The 12,911-nt window shown below is 62.1% G+C and carries 12 protein-coding genes; 9 read left to right on the plus strand and 3 right to left on the minus strand.

Going from position 1 to position 12,911, the window contains the following annotated elements; all coding sequences use genetic code 11:
• Positions 1 to 110 precede the first annotated feature (110 nt).
• The 7 genes from AAIL67_RS12750 (at position 111) to bamC (ending at position 7,539) form a co-directional block, all read left to right on the plus strand.
• Positions 111 to 1,310, plus strand: a complete 1,200-nt coding sequence (locus AAIL67_RS12750; RefSeq protein WP_063661448.1) for an MFS transporter — start codon at positions 111 to 113, stop codon at positions 1,308 to 1,310.
• Between the two features lie 16 nt (positions 1,311 to 1,326).
• Complete coding sequence (locus tag AAIL67_RS12755; protein WP_003057673.1) at positions 1,327 to 1,458, plus strand: hypothetical protein; 132 nt, start codon at positions 1,327 to 1,329, stop codon at positions 1,456 to 1,458.
• Between the two features lie 42 nt (positions 1,459 to 1,500).
• On the plus strand, positions 1,501 to 2,313 hold the full coding sequence (locus tag AAIL67_RS12760) for an SDR family oxidoreductase (RefSeq protein ID WP_280008960.1): 813 nt from the start codon (positions 1,501 to 1,503) through the stop codon (positions 2,311 to 2,313).
• 33 nt (positions 2,314 to 2,346) lie between these two features.
• Positions 2,347 to 2,982 (plus strand): class I SAM-dependent methyltransferase, encoded by a 636-nt coding sequence (locus AAIL67_RS12765; protein WP_063661452.1) that lies wholly within the window; start codon positions 2,347 to 2,349, stop codon positions 2,980 to 2,982.
• Positions 2,983 to 3,017: 35 nt separating this feature from the next.
• Complete coding sequence (locus AAIL67_RS12770) at positions 3,018 to 5,168, plus strand: hypothetical protein (RefSeq protein ID WP_343484150.1); 2,151 nt, start codon at positions 3,018 to 3,020, stop codon at positions 5,166 to 5,168.
• Between the two features lie 298 nt (positions 5,169 to 5,466).
• The gene (gene dapA, locus AAIL67_RS12775) at positions 5,467 to 6,363 is read left to right on the plus strand and encodes a 4-hydroxy-tetrahydrodipicolinate synthase (protein WP_003064577.1); all 897 of its coding nucleotides are present in this window, start codon (positions 5,467 to 5,469) and stop codon (positions 6,361 to 6,363) included.
• A gap of 63 nt (positions 6,364 to 6,426) precedes the next feature.
• On the plus strand, positions 6,427 to 7,539 hold the full coding sequence (gene bamC / locus AAIL67_RS12780) for an outer membrane protein assembly factor BamC (protein ID WP_224650048.1): 1,113 nt from the start codon (positions 6,427 to 6,429) through the stop codon (positions 7,537 to 7,539).
• Between the two features lie 271 nt (positions 7,540 to 7,810).
• Here the strand turns inward: bamC and AAIL67_RS12785 are convergent, their stop codons facing one another.
• The 3 genes from AAIL67_RS12785 to AAIL67_RS12795 all read right to left on the minus strand — a co-directional run bounded on the left by AAIL67_RS12785 (position 7,811) and on the right by AAIL67_RS12795 (position 10,601).
• Positions 7,811 to 8,077, minus strand: coding sequence for a hypothetical protein (locus tag AAIL67_RS12785; RefSeq protein ID WP_034359978.1), 267 nt, complete (start codon positions 8,075 to 8,077; stop codon positions 7,811 to 7,813).
• A 377-nt stretch (positions 8,078 to 8,454) separates the two neighbouring features.
• Positions 8,455 to 9,579 carry a cupin domain-containing protein gene (locus AAIL67_RS12790; RefSeq protein WP_034378842.1) on the minus strand — a complete coding sequence of 375 codons (1,125 nt, stop codon included), beginning with the start codon at positions 9,577 to 9,579 and terminating at the stop codon, positions 8,455 to 8,457.
• A gap of 71 nt (positions 9,580 to 9,650) precedes the next feature.
• Positions 9,651 to 10,601 carry a helix-turn-helix domain-containing protein gene (locus tag AAIL67_RS12795; protein WP_343484151.1) on the minus strand — a complete coding sequence of 317 codons (951 nt, stop codon included), beginning with the start codon at positions 10,599 to 10,601 and terminating at the stop codon, positions 9,651 to 9,653.
• 354 nt (positions 10,602 to 10,955) lie between these two features.
• Here AAIL67_RS12795 and AAIL67_RS12800 point away from each other — a divergent pair, with 354 nt between their 5' ends.
• Both AAIL67_RS12800 and AAIL67_RS12805 read left to right on the plus strand, forming a co-directional pair.
• Positions 10,956 to 12,407: an aldehyde dehydrogenase gene (locus tag AAIL67_RS12800; RefSeq protein ID WP_343484152.1), complete on the plus strand. Its 1,452-nt coding sequence runs from the start codon at positions 10,956 to 10,958 to the stop codon at positions 12,405 to 12,407.
• Positions 12,408 to 12,584: 177 nt separating this feature from the next.
• Positions 12,585 to 12,905: a cytochrome c gene (locus AAIL67_RS12805; protein ID WP_343484153.1), complete on the plus strand. Its 321-nt coding sequence runs from the start codon at positions 12,585 to 12,587 to the stop codon at positions 12,903 to 12,905.
• The last annotated feature ends 6 nt before the right edge of the window (positions 12,906 to 12,911 follow it).

Here is a 12,911-nt window from a genome sequence, read left to right on the forward strand (position 1 = left end):
GACGGCCTGTGCAGGCACAAAACAGCTTGTTTCGTTAAAGTGGCAAGTTGCCCGCCTCCCAAGCCTTTTTTCGCACACACGGCATGACTACAAAGACAACTCCGGCCCCCATGTCCATGGCGCAGATTCTTCTGTGCGGTGGCGCCATCGTCACGCTCTCCATGGGCATACGCCACGGCTTCGGGCTGTGGCTGCAACCCATCACCCAGGAGATGGGCTGGACGCGCGAGAACTTTTCCCTGGCCATTGCCGTGCAGAACCTGTCCTGGGGCATCCTGGGCATCTTCGTCGGCATGCTGGCCGACCGCATCGGCGCCTTCAAGGTGCTGATCGGCGGCTCCATCCTCTATGCCCTGGGCCTGGTCGGCATGGCGCTTTCCCCCAGTTCCACGGTGTTCCTGCTGACCGCCGGCGTGCTGATCGGCGCGGCCCAGGCCGGCACCACCTATGCCGTGATCTATGGCGTACTGGGCCGGCAGATTCCCGTGGCGCGGCGCAGCTGGGCCATGGGCGTTGCCGCGGCGGCAGGATCGTTCGGCCAGTTCTTCATGGTGCCCGTGGAAGGCAAGCTGATCGCGCAGTTCGGCTGGTCCAATGCCTTGCTGATACTGGCGCTGTTCGCGCTGCTGATCGCCGCCCTGGCCTTCGGCCTGCGCGAGCCGGGCTTTGGCGGCAGCACGCCCATCAAGCGCGAACAGACTGTGGGCCAGGCGCTCAGGGAAGCCTGGACCTATCCCAGCTTTCTGCTGCTGATGGCGGGCTACTTTGTCTGCGGCTTCCAGGTCATGTTCATCGGCGTGCATATGCCCAGCTATCTGAAGGACTTCGGCATGGCGCCCCATGTGGCCAGCTATTCACTGGCCCTGGTCGGCCTGTTCAATATTTTCGGCACCTATCTGGCCGGCAATCTGGGCCAGAGGCTGCCCAAGCGCTACCTGCTGTCGGGCATCTACGGTCTGCGCTCGGTGGCCACCGTGGCCTTTTTGCTGGCACCGCTGTCGCCCTGGTCGGTCTATGCCTTTTGCGCCGCCATGGGCTTTCTGTGGCTGTCCACCGTGCCGCTGACCAATGCCACCATCGCCCAGATCTTCGGCGTGCAGCATCTGTCCATGCTGGGCGGCTTTGTCTTCTTCAGCCACCAGATCGGCAGCTTCCTGGGCGTATGGCTGGGCGGCTATCTCTACGATATCAACGGCAACTACGACATGGTCTGGTACATCTCGATTGCCCTGGGCATTTTTGCCGCCGTCGTCAATCTGCCCGTGCGCGAGACAGCCATTGTGCGCAGCAGCGCGCCAAGCGCCGCCTGATACAGGAGACACCACCATGCAGCTCAAACTCTGGCAACGCATCTCCATCTGGTGTGCCGTGCTCGTGCTGCTGCTGGCGGTGTTTGCCCTGTATCTGCAACCGGAATTCATGCTCACACTGGCAGACCAGGTCTGGGCCTGCTTCTGAGCTCTTGGGCAACCGGCCCGGGCGGCATGGCCGGGAGAGAGCATGGCCCGCATCATCATTACCGGAGCCTCGGACGGTATAGGCGCCGAAATGGCCCGCCAGCTGGCCCAAACCCATGGCAGCCGGCTGCAGCTGACGCTGGCCGCGCGCAACGCCGGCAATCTGCAAGCCGTGGCAGAACAATGCCGGGCCCTGGGGGCGCAGGTGCTGACAGTTCCCACCGATGTGAGCGAAGAAGCCCAGTGCCGCGCGCTGATCGACGCCGCCGTGCAGCAGTTCGGCGGGCTGGACGCTCTGATCAACAACGCCGGGATCTCGGCCCATGCGCTCTTTGAACAGGTCAGCGCGCAAGACCTGGGCTGGTATGAGAGGTTGATGCGCATCAACCTCTGGGGCAGCGTCTGGTGCACCCATGCGGCGCTGCCGCACCTCAAGGCCAGCCAGGGCTCCATCGTCGCCGTGTCTTCGCTGGCTGGACTGATAGGCGTGCCGGGCCGCACGGCCTATAGCGCCAGCAAGTTCGCCATGGCCGGCTTCTTTGAAGCCCTGCGCATCGAGCTCAAACCCGCCGGCGTGAGCGTGACCACGGCCTACCCCGGCGTGGTGGATACGCGCATCCGCTACCACGGCTACAACGCCAGAGGCGAGGCCGCAGGCGTCAGCGGCCTCAAGGAAGACGGCGCGATGACGGTGGCCGAATGCGCGCGCCTCATACTCGACGGCATGAGGCGCCGCCAGCGCGAGGTGGTGATGACGGGCAAGGGCAAGCTGGGCCGCTTCATCAAGCTGATCGCCCCGGGCATGGTGGAAGACATGGCCCTGGCCGCGCTCAAGGACGATGTGAAGCCGCACTGAGCTGGCGGCCTACATCTGACGCTGCTGCAGGCCATGCAGGAACAGGGCTGCGGGCACTGCTATAGTTTTCGCAAGATGACCAGCAACACCCAGCCTCCCACACCCGCCGCCATTCCTGCGATTGCCGCCAGCCACTGCGCGCCGGCGCCCTCCGCCTGGATTGTCCGCTTTGCCCATCTGGTACGCCCGCAGGGCTCTGTGCTGGATCTGGCCTGCGGCATGGGCCGCCATACCCGTTTCCTCTCGGCCTTGAATCACGCGTTGACCAGCGTGGACAGGGCGCCGGAAGCGACCCGGTCCGTGGCGGATATCGCCGAGACGATTACCGCCGACATCGAGAACAGTGCCTGGCCGCTGACGGGCCGCAGCTTTGATGGCGTGGTAGTCACCAACTATCTGTGGCGACCGCTGTGGCCGCTGATTCTGGCCAGCGTCAAGCCCGGCGGCGTGCTGCTCTACGAAACCTTCGCCCAGGGCAACGAGGCCTATGGCAAGCCCTCGCGCCCGGACTTTCTGCTGGCGCCAGCCGAGTTGCTGCAGGTCTGCGCAGGCTGGAACATCGTCGCCTACGAGCACGGCCTGCTGCACCAGCCCGAACGCGTGGTTCAGCGCATTGCCGCCATCAGGCCCGGTGGCCCGGCCGCGCCTGCCGCATTGCTTCAAGCCTGACACCCTTCTTCTGCATCCACATCTGCCCGACTGCCATGCCCGCCTACGCCCTGCTGCTTGCCCACGACGAACACCCCAGTCCCTCGACAGAGTGGCCCGCAGAGTCCGGCGGCAGCTGCGACGGCTGGGCCGAATGGTTCAGCAGCACGCCGCTGCTGTTCAGCGTGCTGCTGGGCGATGCGCGGCATCTGCCCGAACTGGTTCCCTGCAGCGCCTACCAGGACAAGCAAAGCCTCTCGGCCCTGGCCGCCCCCATGGAGCAGGTCCGGGCCCGCTGGCAATGGCTGAGGAGCGTGATTGAGCCATTGCCCGCAAAAAGCCCTGCGCATTGGCCCGACTCCGTCAAGAAGCAATGGCAGCACATCGATCACACCATCAGCACCAGCACGCGCCAGTGGCTGCTGCTGGACTGCGCCACGCTATGTCCGCATGACTTTGACGAAGCGCAGTTCACAACCTTTTTGCAGGCCCAGCGCGAGCTATGCCGGCAATGGAGCTGCAGCGTCGGCGAACTGCCCGAATCTCTGCAGGCCTTGAAGCGGGCGCCGCAATCCCATCTGGGATGGTGGAGCGATTCGGTCATTGCCCGCACCGAGGTCATCGAGCAGGAAAGCGAAGAAGACTGGCCCGCCTGGCTGGCCGATCACTACGAGCCGCGCCACCATGGCGCCTGGGACGAAGCGACCGAAAGCTATTACGTCATGCCCAAGCTGCACCCGCGCACGGGCCTGAAGCCACAGAACGAGGCCGAGCGCGACCACTGGCCTGTGGGCATGGTCACGCCCTATGGCCGCTGGCTTCAGCGCCCCTTGGAAGGCGCGAGCATGACTTTTGTCTCTGGCGAGCATCTGAGCGTGCACTATCCCGAGACCACGCCGGGCGAAGGCGCGAGGTCCGGCATCAAGGATTTGAACGGCATCTGGCTGGTATCGCCCTCCGAGGGCTATCGCGACGCCTATGCCGTCACGCCCCATGTTATGGCCTGCAGATCACCGAGGCAGGAAAACATGCAGGACCTGCGTAATCTGCCCGGCCTCGCGCTGCTGCACGAAGGGCTCAGCAGCATCGACTACAACGAGGAACACGACGAATTCATCCGTGCCGAACAAGGCCCTTGTGGCGACTCGCGCCAGTTGCTGCTCAAGCCCGACGGCCACCCTGTGTTTGATGCGGGCCGCTATGAGCACATCAACGACTTCAGCGCCAAGACAGACCTGGCCGTCGCCTGCGTCCGGGAACCCTTTGTCAACGAGCAGGGCGAGCAGGAGTTCCGCATCCTCGAAGGCGTGATTGACATCCGCGGCCAGGAAATCATCCCCTGTCAGTTCAAGACCATAGAGCGCGGCTTCAGCAGCTCGCCCCCCAAGGTATTTCCCGGCCGCAAACTGCTGGCCATCACCGAAAAAGGCGAGCCCCGCATCTTCAACACCAAAGGCAAGCTGCTGGCCGCCCCTGATATCTGGTGCCCGCCGCTGAACTGCAGTCCCAAGAAAAATGAACTGCTCACCTTTGTGGGCGAAGGGCCGGAGGCCGAACTGGTCATGTTCTCCATCCAGGATTTCAGCATCACCCGCACTGGAGAAACCTGGGAGGACTACCGTAATGCGCTGCGCGGCATGTTCAAGGGCCTGGGTGGCGACACCCCCGAAACCACGGCCATGACCCGCGCGGAACTGATAGAGGCAGAGGATGAGGCCTGGATGCAGGATATGTCGCGCATTCTCTGCCTGAATGACGAAAGCCAGGCTGCAGAACTGCTGCTGCAATGGCGTGACTGCGTGGCGGCACCTGATCCTGACGACATGGGCTGGGACGAAGATGACGAGATCGACCCCGATGTCATGCATCTGCCCGCTGGTGAAAACGCGCTGACCCTGTACTGGGTGCATCTGCTTGCCGTTGCCGGTCAGTTCGCCCGCTTTGACTGGAAGGACGCCGACGGCATTGCCGCCACGCACTGGTTGCCCGGCACCGATGACTGGCAATGGGACACGCCCGCTGATGGCGTTGAATCGGGCCTGGAGAACATGGCCGAACATCTGGCCGGCCGCCAGCTGGCCCTGATCAAGCTGGCCACCGATGACGACAGCCTGCGCGTGACCGTGGTGCGCTCGGCAGATGCCGAGGACTTCATGGAACGGCTGGCGCAGGCCCATATCAGCGCCTGGAACTACAGCGCGAACTGAAGCGATGCCGGCGTGGCAGGAACCATGGTCGCCGGGCCTGCCTGCAGGCTTTGAGAAAAGCGGCCGGACCGCATTGAGCAAGACTTGCAAAGCCGCCAGATTGCAGCCATGCCGTCCGAAACAAAGCCACGATCAACGAACAATATGACGCACAGAAATTAAATATTTCGTCATTTCGTCATTTATCAACAACACTTCGACAAAAACAGAGTTTTGCTAGACACTGTTGATCGCAAACCACTGCCTGCACCCTGTCCCTGTTTGTAGAATTCATTTTTACCGTTTTCTGATTGCGGATATGACATCACCCTCCGTTGCTCTCACTGGCAGCATTGTTGCCCTCATTACGCCCATGCTCGAAGACGGTAGCGTCGACTACCCGTCGCTGCGCAAACTCATCGACTGGCATGTGGCCGAAGGCACCAACTGCATCGGTGTGGTCGGCACCACCGGTGAATCGCCCACCGTGAATGTCGAAGAGCATTGCGAAATCATTCGTGTCGCCGTGGAACAGGCCGCCGGCCGCGTCTCCATCATGGCCGGCTGCGGTGCCAACAGCACGCACGAAGCCATCGAGCTGGCCAAGTACGCCAAGAAGGTGGGCGCCGACAGCCAGCTGCAGGTCGTTCCCTACTACAACAAGCCCACACAGGAAGGCCAGTACCAGCACTTCAAGGCCATCGCCGAAGCCACTGGCGACCTGCCCGTGGTCCTGTACAACGTGCCCGGCCGCTCGGTTGCGGACATGCAGCATGACACCGTGCTGCGCCTGGCCCAGATCCCCGGCATCATCGGCATCAAGGAAGCCACCGGCAACATCGAGCGTGCTCAATGGCTGATCCGCGACGTGCCTGCCGGCTTCGGCGTCTACTCCGGCGACGACCCCACCGCCGTGGCACTGATGCTGTGCGGCGGCCACGGCAACATCAGCGTGACGGCCAACGTCGCGCCCCGCCTGATGAGCGAGCTGTGCAAGGCCGCCATGGCCGGCGATACCAAGCGCGCCATGGAAATCCAATTCAAGCTCATGCCCCTGCACAAGAGCCTGTTTGTGGAAGCCAATCCCATTCCCGTGAAATGGGCAGCAGCCCGCATGGGTTTGTGCGGTCCCGCCATGCGCCTGCCCATGACACCGCTGAGCGAGCAATGCGAAGCAGTTGTTGAGGATGCTCTGCGTAAAGTTGGCGTACTCTGATCGAGTTGCGCTAAGCTAGCGGTTTTTCGCACATAGCTTGAACGCTACCCAAGGACAATCCGCGTGAAACAACAAACAGCACGTTTGAGCCTGCTCAGCATCGCGCTGGGCCTGTCTGCCTGCACGACCACGTTCCAAGAGACCAAGATCGACTACAAGAGCGCGGGCAAGAATCAAGCTCCCTCTCTTGAAGTCCCTCCGGATCTGACGCAGCTGTCGCAAGACTCGCGCTATACCGTCCCTGGTGGCGTGGTATCCGCTGCTGCCATGCAGGCCAATGCCAAGGCCGCCAAGCCTGCCGACAACAACACCGCAGCCAACAAGATTGGCGACGTCCGCATCGAGCGCGACGGTGCCGAGCATTGGCTCGTGGTTGATCGTGCAGCCGACAAGCTCTGGGAGCCCACTCGCGACTTCTGGCTGGAAAACGGCTTCATCTATGCGATGGAAGACCGCCAGCTGGGCATTCTCGAGACCGACTGGGCCGAAAACCGCGCCAAGCTGCCTCAGGACATCATCCGAAAAAGCCTGGGCAAGGTGTTCGATTCGCTCTACTCCACCAGCGAGCGCGACAAGTTCCGCACCCGCCTGGAGCGCGAGCCCGATGGCAAGACCCGCATCTATGTCACCCACCGTGGCATGCAGGAGGTCTACACCAGCGAGCGCAAGGACAACACCATCTGGCAACCGCGTCCTCGCGATCCCGAACTGGAAACCGAATTCCTGCGCCGCATCATGGTCAAGCTGGGTGTGAGCGAAGAGCAGGCCTCTGCCGTTGCCAAGGCGGACAAGTCTGCAGCCACCACCTCGACCAGCGCACGCATGGACACCATCAACGGTGTGCCCACGCTGCAGCTGGAAGAAGGCTTTGAGCGCGCATGGCGCCGCGTTGGCGTGGCACTGGACCGCACCGGCTTCACCGTGGAAGACCGCGACCGCAGCCGCGGCCTCTACTATGTGCGCTACGTGGACCCGAACGCCAAGCCCGAGTCCAAGGGCTTCTTCAGCAAGATCTTCAGCCAGGGCAAGGAAGCTGCTGCGCCCCAGAAGTATCAGATCCAGGTCAAGGGTGACGGCAACAAGTCCCAGGTCAGCGTGCTCAATGAGCAGGGCCAGCCGGACAGCTCCACCAACGGCCAGCGTATCGTGCGCATCATCACGGATGATCTGAAGTAAAGAGCGCTGCGCCCCATAAAAAAGCCACCGGACTGCGCTCTGGTGGCTTTTTTCATGTCCGAACGAATCGAACTTCGGCTTGGGGCTGCAATGCTCATGGCGCGCTTGCACGCGAGAATCCGCCCAAGTGCTGATACAGGTGCAGACCTTGTATGCCGACAAGCATCCGCGGCTCGAAAATCCGCTGCGAAATCCAGACGTAAAAAAACCGCACCTGAGTGCGGTTTTTTCATGCTTGAGGCCTGGGCCTCAAGCTGGCTGATGCAGCGAATTACTTGGCAGCAGGAGCTTCAGCGGCGGGAGCAGCAGGAGCGTCAGCGGCAGGAGCAGCAGGAGCGTCAGCGGCAGGAGCAGCAGGAGCGTCAGCGGCAGGAGCAGCAGCGTCAGCGGCGGGAGCAGCAGGAGCTTCAGCAGCAGGAGCGGGAGCAGCAGGAGCTTCCACAGCAGGAGCGGGAGCAGCAGGAGCTTCTTCCTTCTTGCCGCAAGCAGCCAGAGCAGCAGCAGCGATCACGGTAGCCAGAATCAGAGAGTTCTTCATGACAGTTTCCTAAATGGTAGGTTCAGCAGACGGTATGCAGATTGCCATTACGGTCAGCCTTTTGCAGCTATTGATCGCTCTGGCAGATCAGGTCAAACGATAAATTCGACTCAGCCCGCATTATAGGTAGTTTTGCCCATTGCTGACTAACACTGACAGCAACCAAACAATTCTGCACAAATCGGCGCGTTCTCATTTATCGGGCAAGCCCACGCTTGCCTTGAGCCACACTGTGGAGCATAAATTTATTCCTGTCAAATCCCTGACAAAGCTTTGATAAAGATTTACATAACCTACACAAAGCCTGCGAAATCAGCAGGAGCCACAGAGGACAAACCCGTAAGTTAGCACGATCGCTGTTACAAGTCCACCCTGTTTCAGTCGCCGGAGCGAACCCAGCCAGCATCAAACCACGACGACAGCAACTCCAGCGCGTCATCGCTGGCAGTTGCCAGATCCTTGCGCGACAGGGCTCGGCTGTCTGCCAGCTTGCGCATCAACGTGGCATCGCGGCCACCTGCCAGATAGCTTTCGCCATTGATGAAGATGTGCTTGGCGTCATACATCATGCGCGTGCGACGATCCAGCACAACGCTCTCGAACATGCCGTTTTCATCGCCATGCTCGAACCAGACATTGGGCTTGGGGTCGGTCAGGTACTCGCCCAGCGCGCGCTCCAGCGCCAGCGGCTCGGCCATGGCCTTCTTCAGTGCCTCGCGGGCAAAGTCATACATGCCTTCAGGAATAAGCGCCGGGTTGCTCACGGCCTCCTGCTTGGGATCGCGATAAATGACCGGAGTTTCGGGCTCGTCGGGCTCGTCCGACATGCGCAGCAGCAACTCGCGGCCCAGCTCGCTGCGATCGGGCGAGCGAAAGCCTATCGAATACGTCATGCATTCGCCTTCCGCCACACCGTCATGCGCCCATTTGGGCGGCAGATACAGCATGTCGCCGGGCTCCAGAACGAACTCTTCCTCGGGCTCGAAATTGGAGAGGATTTTCAGTGGCTTGCCCTGCTGCAGAGACAGGTCTTTTTGACGACCGATGCGCCAGCGGCGCTTGCCCTGGGCCTGCAGCAGAAACACGTCATAGCTGTCGAAATGCGGGCCTACGCCCCCCTGATCGGTGGCAAAGCTGATCATTAGATCATCGAGGCGCGCCTCGGGCACAAAGCGGAATTGCTGCAGCAACTCATGCGCCTTGGCGTCATGCATATCCACGCCCTGCACCAGCACGGTCCAGCCCGGCTTGGTCAATGCAGGCAGGCTGCGACGGGACAGCGGGCCGTGGCTGAGCTTCCAGTTGTCGCCTTCGAGCTGCTGGATCAGGCGCGACTCCACGCCATCCTCGCCCGCCATGGCCAGCAGTCGGGCACGCGGAATCGGGGCCTTGAAGCCGGGGATAGCCTGACGCACCAGCAAGGGCTTTTTGTGCCAGTGGCGGCGCATGAATTGAGAGGCGGTGAGCCCACCCAGCAGGGTGAGCGGCGTATTGATGTCCATGAATACAGTCCTGCTTTCTAAGCAACGGACTGCATTGTCCTATAGGCCTCGAAAACGCTGGTCGGCACAGATCAATGACCGAGCGCTCTGAACTCGGACGGCGACATGCCGGCATAGGCCTTGAAGGCACGGCTGAAGTGCGCGCTGTTGCCAAAACCACAGCCCATGGCAATGTCTGTAATGGTGCGGTGCGCGAGCGCCGGGGAATGCAGCTCCCGCATGCAAAGCTCCAGCCGGCTTTGCTGGATGAAGCCGCCCAGCGACTGGTCTCGCCCCGCAAAGGCGTTGTGCAGATGCCGACGGCTGCAATTGAGTGCTTCGGCCACCTGATCGACCGACAACCCGGGGTCGCGCACATGGCTGGCCACATGTTCGCAGATACGGTCGTACAGGGCCTGCTTCTGCGTCACCGCCGTGGCCTGCCCGCCAAGGGCCTGCAGGGACAGATGCACCATATCCACCAGCAACTCCCCGGCGCGACGCGCCAGCGGTGCCGTCATATTGTCCAGTTCCTGGTAAGTGCTGCGCATGGTCTGCAGAGCAATGCGTGCAATGCCGGCGCTGCCCCCCACCGATCGACCCATGAGGTTTTCCAGACGCAGGCCTCGCTCGGCAATGCTCTGTTTGGGCACCATCATGATCAGGTGCTCCGTGTGCCGGGGATTGGCCACCACATAGGGCTGCGAGGTGTCATAGATGGCCCAGCTGCCATTGCTCACGCAGGCCTTGCTGCCGTATTGCTCCACCTCGGCATGGCCGCTCCAGGGCGCCACGATCTTGAGGTAGGCCGCTTCACTGTCGCGCAGACGATGGCTGTCGCGTATGACGCGGTGGCGCCCGGCATCCAGCTTGGTGAGCATCACGTCGCCTGCGTATGCCACGCTCAGATGCCCGTCAAAACAGGTGTCGCCATACAGATCCGTATCCAGACCCGAGAACAGCTGTGCCATCCAGCCCTGCCAGGCTGGTGCAGTTTCCGTCTCGGGAAGACCATCGGTACTCAGTACCACGGGCGCGGTCATGGGCCTTGACTCCTCGTTGTATCTATCTCTGCCTGTACCGACAAAGTACAACAATTATCGGTAAGTGAGCACTTTCGTGCTCAGGCCGGAAAGAATCTCCCACACTGCATTCAAACTAGTGTAAACCCTAGGTCGCGTGCACGATTCGTCAAACGGTTTGTGCACATTGCGCACAGCATCTTGCCAGGGCTTTTCCTACGATCACTCACACGCCAGTGTCAGGCGAAACATCACAAAAGGTGGAGACAAGCCCGGTGACACAAGCCTTGTGCAACGACACCAGCCCCCACTTTTCAACTTGCATCAACAAGCAGTGACTGCGGTCACGCGCCTTTGGTAGTGAAGGAAGCGAAGATGATTGAACAAAGCATGCTCATCGGCGGTAAGACCGCACAGGCCAGCAATAGCGCCACTTTCGAGCGCAAAAACCCTCTGGACGGCTCGGTCGCCACGCGTGCCCCGGCCGCCACAAGCGCCGACGCCGTGCGTGCCGTGGAAGCCGCTCAAGCGGCCTTCCCGGCCTGGGCGGCCCTGGGCCCCACAGAACGCAGGCTGATGCTGATGAAGGCCTCCCAGGCCCTGGAGGCCAAGGCCGAGGCCTTTGCCGCAGCCATGGCGGCAGAGACCGGCGCCTCCGGCATCTGGGCCGGCTTCAATGTGCATCTGGCCGCCAATATGTTTCTCGAAGCCGCATCGCTGACCACCCAGATCAACGGCCAGCTGATTCCTTCGGACATTCCCGGCAGCATGGCCATGGCCGTGCGCCAGCCCGCCGGCGTGGTGCTGGGCATCGCCCCCTGGAATGCCCCCATCATCTTGGCCGTACGCGCCATTGCCACGCCCCTGGCCTGCGGCAACACCGTGATCCTCAAGGGCTCGGAGCTGTGCCCTGCCACGCACGGCCTGATCATCGAAGCGCTGCAGGAAGGCGGCTTGCCGCCCGGCGTGGTGAACTTTGTGACCAATGCACCCGAAGACGCCGGCACAGTGGTCGAGGCCATGGTGGCCCACCCCGCCGTGCGCCGCGTGAACTTCACGGGCTCCACGCGCGTGGGCCGCATCATCGGCCAGACCTGCGCCAAATACCTCAAGCCCGTCATCCTGGAGCTGGGCGGCAAGGCCCCATTCCTGGTCCTGGACGATGCCGACATCGACTCCGCGGTGGCCGGCTGCACCTTTGGCGCCTTCGCCAACTCGGGCCAGATCTGCATGTCCACCGAGCGCATCATCGTGGACGAGGCCGTGGCCGAGGAATTCATCGCCAAGCTGGTGGCCCGCGCCACAACCCTGCCTCTGGGCGACCCCCGCAAAGGCCCCGTGGTGCTGGGCTCAGTCGTGGATATGAACACCGTGAACCGCGTCAACGAGCTCATCGACGACGCCGTAACCAAGGGTGCCAGGATTCTTTGCGGCGGCAAGGCCAACGACACCTTGATGGCAGCCACGCTGATAGACGGCGTGACCCCCGAGATGCGAATCTTCCGTGAAGAGACCTTTGCCCCGGTAAAAGCCATCGTGCGCGTGCGTGGCGAAGAGCAGGCCATTGCCATGGCCAACGACAACGAGTTCGGCCTGTCTTCCGCCGTCTACACCAAGGACACAGCGCGCGGCTGGCGCGTGGCCGGCCGCATCGAAGCGGGCATCTGCCATGTCAACGGCCCCACCGTGCACGACGAAGCACAGATGCCTTTCGGCGGCGTGAAGAACTCGGGCTACGGTCACTTCGGCGGCCAGGCCGGTATCGATGCCTTCACCGACACCCGCTGGATCACCATGCAGACCACCGCACGTCACTACCCCTTCTAAAGCGCCCAGGACAGCAGTCATAGCCGGCAGGCATGACTCCTGTCTTCGCTTGAAACCTCCATTGCAGGCATTGGGCCATGAGGCAAAGACCTCAGGTGCAGCGCCCGCATGGGCAAGGCGCGGGCCCCCAACCCGCGCCTTGTGTCTGCCGACCAACAGAACCACCGGAGACCCACGTTGAAACATGCCTCCCAACTGGCCCTGGCAGCCCTGCTGTCTGGCCTCAGCCTCGCCGCCTCGGCTGCGGACTCTCACAGCATTGGCCCCGGCCAGCGCTTCTACGAAAAGACCTGCGCCAAATGCCATGAAGCCGGTATAGGCCCCGTCATCAAGGGGCGCGGCTTTCCGCCCGCGACCTACGTGATCATTGCGCGCAACGGCATGAACGCCATGCCATCCTTTCGCGTGACCGATATCGACGACGCCACGCTGGAAGACTTGGCAAACTACCTGTCCAAGACAGAGGCTCCCCAGGCTGCCGAGCCAGCCAAGAAGTAAGGAGGA

This window comes from Comamonas sp. A7-5, assembly GCF_039581385.1.
GTDB lineage: Bacteria > Pseudomonadota > Gammaproteobacteria > Burkholderiales > Burkholderiaceae_C > Comamonas > Comamonas thiooxydans.

What these genes read in the sequence shown, in the direction of transcription:
- AAIL67_RS12750 (WP_063661448.1), top strand. Translation starts at nt 111, where the DNA reads ATGTCCATGGCGCAGATTCTTCTGTGCGGTGGCGCCATCGTCACGCTC.
- AAIL67_RS12755 (WP_003057673.1), top strand. Translation starts at nt 1,327, where the DNA reads ATGCAGCTCAAACTCTGGCAACGCATCTCCATCTGGTGTGCCGTGCTC.
- AAIL67_RS12760 (WP_280008960.1), top strand. Translation starts at nt 1,501, where the DNA reads ATGGCCCGCATCATCATTACCGGAGCCTCGGACGGTATAGGCGCCGAA.
- AAIL67_RS12765 (WP_063661452.1), top strand. Translation starts at nt 2,347, where the DNA reads ATGCAGGAACAGGGCTGCGGGCACTGCTATAGTTTTCGCAAGATGACC.
- AAIL67_RS12770 (WP_343484150.1), top strand. Translation starts at nt 3,018, where the DNA reads ATGCCCGCCTACGCCCTGCTGCTTGCCCACGACGAACACCCCAGTCCC.
- dapA (WP_003064577.1), top strand. Translation starts at nt 5,467, where the DNA reads ATGACATCACCCTCCGTTGCTCTCACTGGCAGCATTGTTGCCCTCATT.
- AAIL67_RS12785 (WP_034359978.1), bottom strand. Translation starts at nt 8,077, where the DNA reads ATGAAGAACTCTCTGATTCTGGCTACCGTGATCGCTGCTGCTGCTCTG.
- AAIL67_RS12790 (WP_034378842.1), bottom strand. Translation starts at nt 9,579, where the DNA reads ATGGACATCAATACGCCGCTCACCCTGCTGGGTGGGCTCACCGCCTCT.
- AAIL67_RS12795 (WP_343484151.1), bottom strand. Translation starts at nt 10,601, where the DNA reads ATGACCGCGCCCGTGGTACTGAGTACCGATGGTCTTCCCGAGACGGAA.
- AAIL67_RS12800 (WP_343484152.1), top strand. Translation starts at nt 10,956, where the DNA reads ATGATTGAACAAAGCATGCTCATCGGCGGTAAGACCGCACAGGCCAGC.